Below are 6,589 nucleotides of genomic sequence, written 5' to 3'. Positions count from 1 at the left end.
CGGCCCCGGCGGCGCCCTGGCGCGGCCGGGCCAGGGAGGTCAGGGCCCTCGCCTGCTGGCGTCTGGCGCTGCCGGATCCGGCGAGCCTGCCCGCCGGCCAGGGGAGGGTGGTGCTGGTGGTGCCCGCCTTCCTCACCGGCGATGCCTTCACCGCCCCGCTTCGCCGCTTCGCCGCTTCCTCGCCGCCTGCGGTTTCCGCGCTTTCGGCTGGCGGCTTGGGGTGAATGGGGGCCAACCCCGGCGCTGCCTGCCGGGCTGCGGCGGCGGGTGGAGGCGCTGGCGGCGTCGGGCCTCGTCCTGCTGCTCGGCTACAGCCTCGGCGGCCTGCTGGCGCGGCTGACGGCCCAGGCCGTCCCGGACTGCATTGCCCATCTCGCCACCCTCGGCAGCCCGGTGCTCCTGCCGACGGCGAGCCCGCTCGCGCCGCGCTCTTCCGCCCGCTGCTGCCCCGCTTTGCCGCCGGGCTGGAGCCCGCTGCGCTGACCCGGCCCCTGGCGATGCCCGTCACCGCCATCTGGACGCGCCAGGACGGCATCGTGATGCCGGAAAGCTGCCTGGCGCCGGAGGCGGGGGCGAGCTTCGAGGTCGCCGGCTGTCACATGACGCTCGGCCGCAACTCCGAGGCGCTGGCCCTGCTGGCGTGCCGGCTGGCCGGGTAGGGGTGGCGTCCCCGACCTGTTGCCTGTTGCGCCTGCCGTGAGGCCGGGCGATGCCTCCGGCCTGACCATCCTCCGGGAGGAAACGCCCATGCCGACAGACGCCGACCCGCCGCCGCTCCTCGGCCATGCCGCCTGGGCGGCGTTGGCCGTGCCGCCCCCGGGCTATCGCTTCGCGCGGGAAGAAGGGCGGCTGGCGGTGGAGGAGTTCATCGCCGTGGTCCGCACCTCCGGCCTCGGCCGGCCGGTCGAGGACGCGCCGCGCATGGCGCGCATGCTGGCCCATGCCAACCTGGTGGTCACCGGCCGGGATGCGGCGGGGCGGCTGATGGGCGTCGCCCGCTGCCTGACGGACTTCTCCTATGCCACCTACCTTTCCGACCTCTGCGTCGATCCTGCGGCGCAGGGCAGGGGGCTGGGGCGGGCGCTGATCGCCGAGGTGAAGCGCATCGTCGGGCCGGAGAGCATGCTGCTGCTGCTCTCCGCCCCGAAGCCGATGACCTGGTACCCGAAGCTCGGCATGGAGCGGGTGGCGAACGGCTTCATCATCAGGCGGGACTGATAGCCGCCGGCGATACGCCAGGCTGCGGGTCCCGGGCGCGCGATACCCGGCCTGGAAGGTCAGGCGCTCCAGGCCGGGCATGATCGCCTCCCTGTCCCGCGGCACGGGCGGCTGGGTCACGCCGCCGGGAAGGGGAGGTCGACCCAGCTCAGATGCCCGCCCTTGCCGGCGCCGGTATCGAGGAACACCGCCCGGCCGCCTGCCGCCCCCTCCATCTCATGCGGCCGGCCATCGGTGGAACGCCGCTCATGCCCGCAATACAGGGTGAAGCCGGCGGGGATCTGGTCCACCCAGCCATGCAGCCGCTCCGGATAGCCACCCGCCAGCATCCGCCCGGTCACCTGGCCGAACAGCGCGCGGGAGAGCAGCGGGTCCGGCTTCACCGCCCCGGCCCGGGCCGGGGGCGGCTGCCCCAGCATCGCCGGATGCCAGCCGCCATGCACGAAGAGCCAGCGGTCGAGGCGCAGCCAGGCCGGCGCCTCGGCGATCGCCAGCACCGCCCGCGCCGCCAGCGCCTCCCCATCCGGGGCGGCGGCGAGCTGTTCCAGGGTCCGCCCCAGCCCCTCCGCCGGCACCTTCACCCGCTGCCCGAGCAGCGCCCGACGCAGCTTGTGGTCATGGTTGCCGAGCAGGAAGCGACCGCGGCCGGCATCCAGCAGCCCGAACATCAGCCGCAGCACGCCCGGGCTGTCCGGCCCGTAGTCGGTCAGGTCGCCGAGCTGCAGCAGGAAGAGGCCGAGCGCCGCCGCGCCCTCCACCGCATGGCCGAAGGCCGCGGCCTCGCCATGCACGTCGCCCACCACGCGCAGCCCACGAAAGCCGCGGCGGCGGAGATCCGCCCGGGCGCGGTCCGTCATCGGGCCCCGTCCGCGGCGGCGCTCCAGGGCCGGGCGGCGGCACCCGGCCGGATCGGGAAAAGGGAAAGGAGGGAGGCGGCCATCAACCGCACGCGCTTGAGCATCCAGCCGCAACGCCGGAACCGGCGCCCGCCGGCATCAAGCATCGGCTAGCACGGCACGCCGCCCGGGCTTTCGAGCCGGGAACCACCAGCGGCGGCCGCAACGAAAGGGCAGGAGGCCGGCGAAGCGGCGCAGGGCAGGGGGCAGCCATGGCCGGCAAGGTAAAGGCGATCCGCCCGCACTGCGACAGGATCGCGCGACAGGGCAACGCGACCGCAAGCGCTACAGTGGCGAACTGCCGCTCTCAGCTGGCGTTGCAACGGTGCCGGGCGAGGCTAGGTGGCCCCGCCTCTCAGAATGCCAGGAAAGGGTCAACCATGCAACGCTTCAGCAAACGCCAGGCTCTCGCTTTCGGCGCCGGCCTCGGCCTCATCGGGCTTGCGGCCCCCGCGGTGCGGGCGCAGGGGCGCAACGTCATCGACACCATGGCGGGCGACCCGCGCTTCAGCAGCTTCGTCGAGCTGGCGAGCCGCGGCGGTGCCGTGGACCAGTTCCGCTCCGCCAATGCCGTAACGGTCTTCGCCCCGACCAACGACGCCTTCAACCAGGCCAACGCCTCCATGCTCAACGACCTGCTGAACCCGGGCGGGGCCGGCGGCAGCGCCGGCGGCGGCGTGGCCAGCGGCACGCCGGACCTTGTGCGGCTGCGCTCCCTGATCGGCTATCACGTGATTCCCGGCGTGGTGCTCACCTCGGCCCAGCTCACCGGCGACCATCAATATAAGACCTATTCGGGGGGCATGCTGCGCATCGCCTCGCAGGGCGGGACGATCGCCCTGGCCAATCCGGCGCCGGAGCGGCAGGCCGCGACCTTCGGCGCGGGCGGGCTGAACGTGGTGCCGCCAGCGGCGATCGTGGCGCCGGACATCATGGCGACCAACGGCGTCATCCACGGCATCAGCCAGGTGCTGACGCCCTGAGTTGACGCACGCCGGTGGCCTGACCGCTCTGTTCTCCGGATCTCCCACGAACGGGGCGAGCAAGCAGGCCACGACAACCAAAGCCCAGTGCCTCGATCCCGAAGTCTCACGGACTCTGAAATCGGGACACCGGGGCGGGCGGTGAGGAGCAAGGCCCGCTGCAATGATGCCGCAGCAGGCCCTGGCTGCGTCAGGATTGGCGCAGCGGCGCCAGAAGGTCTGGGGCGACGACGGGCGCCGGCGTCGCCGGCAGACTTGCCAGCGGCATGGCGCCGCAGGCGAGGAGATGGGTGGCGATGGCGTCCATTTCCGCCGCAGGACGGGTCCGGTCATGGAAGGGCTCCGTGGCCGCGGAGCCCGGCGGTACCCAGATGATGGTTTCGTAGCGTGCGCGCGTCAGCAGCACCCGGTAGGTGTTGCGGATGAAGGCGAAGTCGCGCGGCGCCGCCTGCCAGCGATGGCCGATGAAGGCACGCGCGAGCCAGGCGCCGCCCTGGCGGATGAAATCGCCACCCCAGGCCAGCCCGACCACATCCAGCTCCAGCCCCTGGCAGGCATATTCCGTCGCCGCCGCCTCCAGCGCGTCCGAAGCGCGGACATCCGGCCAGCGCCGCAGGAACCAATCCGCCACCTCGCGGCTGGCGACCTCGGCGGCGAGGCCTTCCGCACGGAGGCGACGGGCGCCGGCGGCACGCACCAGGCCGGCGCGCCGGTTGCCGCGCGCCAGCTGCCGCAGCGCGGCGCGCAGCGCGCCCAGATCGCGCGTCAGGTAGTAGGGCAGCCCTGGCGCCGTGGCGGCGATGCGTTGCGCCGAGGCCGCATCGCCCTCCAGCAACGCCGCGACCCATTCGGCGCCGGCCGCCTCCCGCAGGCTGCGCATGGGCAGGGTGAGGTCGAGATCCGCCTCGATGTCCAGCCAGGGGGCCGGGCCATCCGCCAAGCGCTGCACCGGGTCCGCCGCCGCCAGCGCGCGGGGCGCGGCGACGGCGCGCCAAGCCCGGTTGGCGGCGATCACCCGGCCCCATTCCCGCAGACCGGCCTCGCCGGTATTGATCTCCTGCCCATTGCCGATCAGCGCGACCACAACCGCCCAGCCCTGGTGCCGGCCCATGATCTCCAGCGTATGAGCCGGCTCGCTCATGGTGAGGCGGGAGCGCTTGTTCTGCGTGCCAAGTCGGGCCTTGGCCTCGTCCCAGGCGCGCTGCGCCTCATCGAAGATGATCAGCCGTTCGGGCGGCGGACGGCCGGGCGCGGTGGCGCCATCCTCCAGGAAGCGATGCACGTTCTGCAGCGCGGCACGGGTGCGGCGCTCGGCTTCGGCGCGGCCGGCCTCGTCGCGCGTCACCGCGTCCCGCACCAGGGCCTCGCGCAGCACGGCGACCAACGGGACATTGCCGGTGAGAAAGGCCGCGCCCTCCTGCCGCGCGGGGCCGAAGACGGCGTTCAGCCCGCACAGCGTCTTGCCGGCGCCCGGGATGCCGGTGACGAAGACCACGAGCTTCGCGCCCTCTGCCTTCGCCCGGGCGATCTGCCGGGCGATGGCGGCGGCGGTGCGCGTCAGGCTCGGCGCATCGGCCCGGGCGGCGGCGATCTCCGCCACGCCATGCCGGGCATAGAGCATGGTCGCCGCCTCGACGATGCTGGGCACCGGGCGATAGGGCGCGGCGAGCCAGGCCGCGCCGTCCAGGGGCGTGGCCGGCGGCGGCAGGCTGCGCTGGACCCAGGCGATGGCCTGGTCCAGCGCGCCAGGGCCGCAGGGCAGCGGCGCGGTCGGGTGGGTCGGCAGCAGCCAGGGCTGCTCCGGCGGCCGGAAGCCGCCCTGGCCCGCGACCAGCAGCGGCACGATGGCATGGCGCCGGCTGCCGGCATGGAAGTCCCGCAGATCCAGCGCGTAATCCTCGGCCTCGGCCAGCGCTGCCGGGCTGGGCGGCGCGGTCTTGAACTCCAGGCAGAGGATGGCGCGGTCGGTCAGCACCACCGCGTCGATGCGCTTCTCCAGCCGCAGCAACTCGTACTCCAGGGCGATGGTCCAGGCCTCGCCGCCGAGCGCCGCCACCGCCCGCCGCAGCGCGGCGATCTGCGCGCGCCAGGCGAGCTCCTGATCCGCCGAGCCGGGGAAGCCGCGGAGCTGCTGGGCGGAGGCGAGGCGGCCGGCGGTCACGGCCGGGTCCTCGGCCAGCAATTCGGCGCCGGTGCAGGCGTGCCAGGTCCTCATGCCTGCTCCGTCATGCCCGGCTCCGCCAGGTGGCCAGCAGCAGGCTCGCCCCCATCACGCCGAAGCCGAGAAGATGGAAGAGCGTCACCGCCTCGCCCAGCGCCAGCACCGCGGTGGCGGCCGCGGCGGCGGGCAGGAACATGGTGAACATCCCGGCCACCCCCGCCGGCACGCGCCGCAGCCCGGCATACCAGAGCAGCAGGCAGAGCACGCTGGCCGTCAGGCTGTGGAAGACCAGCAGCCCGGCCAGGTGCGGCTCCGCCAGGGCGGCGACGGCGCCGATTCCGGGGAGCGAGACGGGCAGCAGCAGCAGGGCGCTGAAGGCCTGCATCCAGAAGCTGGCCGTCACCACCGGCAGCGCCGCGCCCAGCCGTTTGGCGAGCAGGACATAGGCGGCTTCCCCCAGCACCCCGCCGAAGACCAGCAGATTGCCCAGCGCATGGCCGCCGTCCCCGGCCGTGCCCCCCAACCGCGCCAGCGTCATCAGCGCCATGCCGCCGGCGGCCAGCGCCACCGCCGCCCATTGCCGCGGGCGCAGGCCTTCCCGCAGCCAGAGCGCGCTGCCCAGCGCCACCACGGCCGGCATGGTCGCCAGCACCAGCCCGCCCTCCAGCGCCCGTGGTCAGGCGCAGCCCGGCCAGCAGCCCGGCATTGTAGAGCGCGGTGCCGAACAGCGCTTGCAGCGCCAGGTTGCCCAGCGCGCCGCGCCCCGGCCGCACCCGCCCCTCCAGCGCCCAGGCGAGGGGGAGGAGCACGGCGCAGGCCAGCAGGCAGCGCAGGCAGGCGATGAGCGGAATCGGCAGCGCCTCCGCCAGCAGCTTGCCCACGCCGACATTGGCGCCGACCAGGGCCATGGATCCGGCGAGGCAGGCATAGGCGAGGATCAGGCGAGGCCCCCTGTTCCGGTCGCGGCGCGACGGGCTTGCCTTGCGCCGGCTTCCGCCGCATGTCTCCACCCAACAACGCCGGTCGCCCGCGGCCCCGCCGGAAGGGAATCCCCATGCTGCGACGTCAATTCCTCACCGCCTCCGCCGCTGCCGCCATCCCCCTGGCAGCCCCTGCCTTCGCCCAGCCCGCCGGGGCGCGGGTGTTGAAATACGTGCCGCAGGCGGATCTGACCGTGCTCGACCCGGTCTTCACCACCGCCTACATCACGCGCCACCACTCGCTGATGATCTATGATCAGCTCTTCGGGTTGGACGGCAATCTGCGCCCGCAGCCGCAGATGGTCGAGGCCTGGGAGGAGGACGGCCTGACCTGGCGCTTCCGCCTGCGGG

General features: G+C 74.0%; 8 protein-coding genes and 1 pseudogene. 6 read left to right on the top strand and 3 right to left on the bottom strand.

Features of this window, described 5'->3' with window-relative positions:
- The 4 genes from NJ376_RS08980 to NJ376_RS08965 form a co-directional block, all read left to right on the top strand.
- Nucleotides 1-224: hypothetical protein (locus NJ376_RS08980; RefSeq protein WP_252952907.1), on the top strand; the 224-nt coding region annotated here is incomplete at its 5' end.
- A gap of 43 nt (nt 225-267) precedes the next feature.
- Complete coding sequence (locus NJ376_RS08975; RefSeq protein WP_252952906.1) at nt 268-483, top strand: hypothetical protein; 216 nt, start codon at nt 268-270, stop codon at nt 481-483.
- Nucleotides 484-497: 14 nt separating this feature from the next.
- The gene (locus tag NJ376_RS08970) at nt 498-659 is read left to right on the top strand and encodes a hypothetical protein (RefSeq protein ID WP_252952905.1); all 162 of its coding nucleotides are present in this window, start codon (nt 498-500) and stop codon (nt 657-659) included.
- Nucleotides 660-747: 88 nt separating this feature from the next.
- Entirely contained in the window at nt 748-1,218 is a 471-nt protein-coding gene (locus tag NJ376_RS08965) for a GNAT family N-acetyltransferase (protein ID WP_252952904.1), read from the top strand.
- Nucleotides 1,219-1,334: 116 nt separating this feature from the next.
- On the opposite strand, the gene NJ376_RS08960 is transcribed toward NJ376_RS08965, so the two are convergent.
- Nucleotides 1,335-2,075 carry a metallophosphoesterase gene (locus NJ376_RS08960; RefSeq protein WP_252952903.1) on the bottom strand — a complete coding sequence of 247 codons (741 nt, stop codon included), beginning with the start codon at nt 2,073-2,075 and terminating at the stop codon, nt 1,335-1,337.
- A 419-nt stretch (nt 2,076-2,494) separates the two neighbouring features.
- On the opposite strand from NJ376_RS08960, the gene NJ376_RS08955 reads away from it, so the two are divergent.
- Nucleotides 2,495-3,097, top strand: a complete 603-nt coding sequence (locus NJ376_RS08955; RefSeq protein ID WP_252952902.1) for a fasciclin domain-containing protein — start codon at nt 2,495-2,497, stop codon at nt 3,095-3,097.
- 190 nt (nt 3,098-3,287) lie between these two features.
- Here the strand turns inward: NJ376_RS08955 and NJ376_RS08950 are convergent, their stop codons facing one another.
- Both NJ376_RS08950 and NJ376_RS08945 read right to left on the bottom strand, forming a co-directional pair.
- Nucleotides 3,288-5,312, bottom strand: coding sequence for a DNA/RNA helicase domain-containing protein (locus NJ376_RS08950; RefSeq protein ID WP_252952901.1), 2,025 nt, complete (start codon nt 5,310-5,312; stop codon nt 3,288-3,290).
- Between the two features lie 10 nt (nt 5,313-5,322).
- Nucleotides 5,323-5,910, bottom strand: coding sequence for a DMT family transporter (locus NJ376_RS08945; protein ID WP_252952900.1), 588 nt, complete (start codon nt 5,908-5,910; stop codon nt 5,323-5,325).
- 402 nt (nt 5,911-6,312) lie between these two features.
- Between NJ376_RS08945 and NJ376_RS08940 the strand changes: the two are divergent.
- Nucleotides 6,313-6,589, top strand: a pseudogene (locus NJ376_RS08940) (ABC transporter substrate-binding protein); the annotation flags it as partial.

It is taken from the genome of Siccirubricoccus soli (assembly GCF_024178315.1).
Classification (GTDB): Bacteria; Pseudomonadota; Alphaproteobacteria; order Acetobacterales; family Acetobacteraceae; genus Siccirubricoccus; species Siccirubricoccus soli.
The sequence above is the reverse complement of the archived record's forward strand: the minus strand, read 5'-3'. Positions and strand labels throughout refer to the sequence as shown.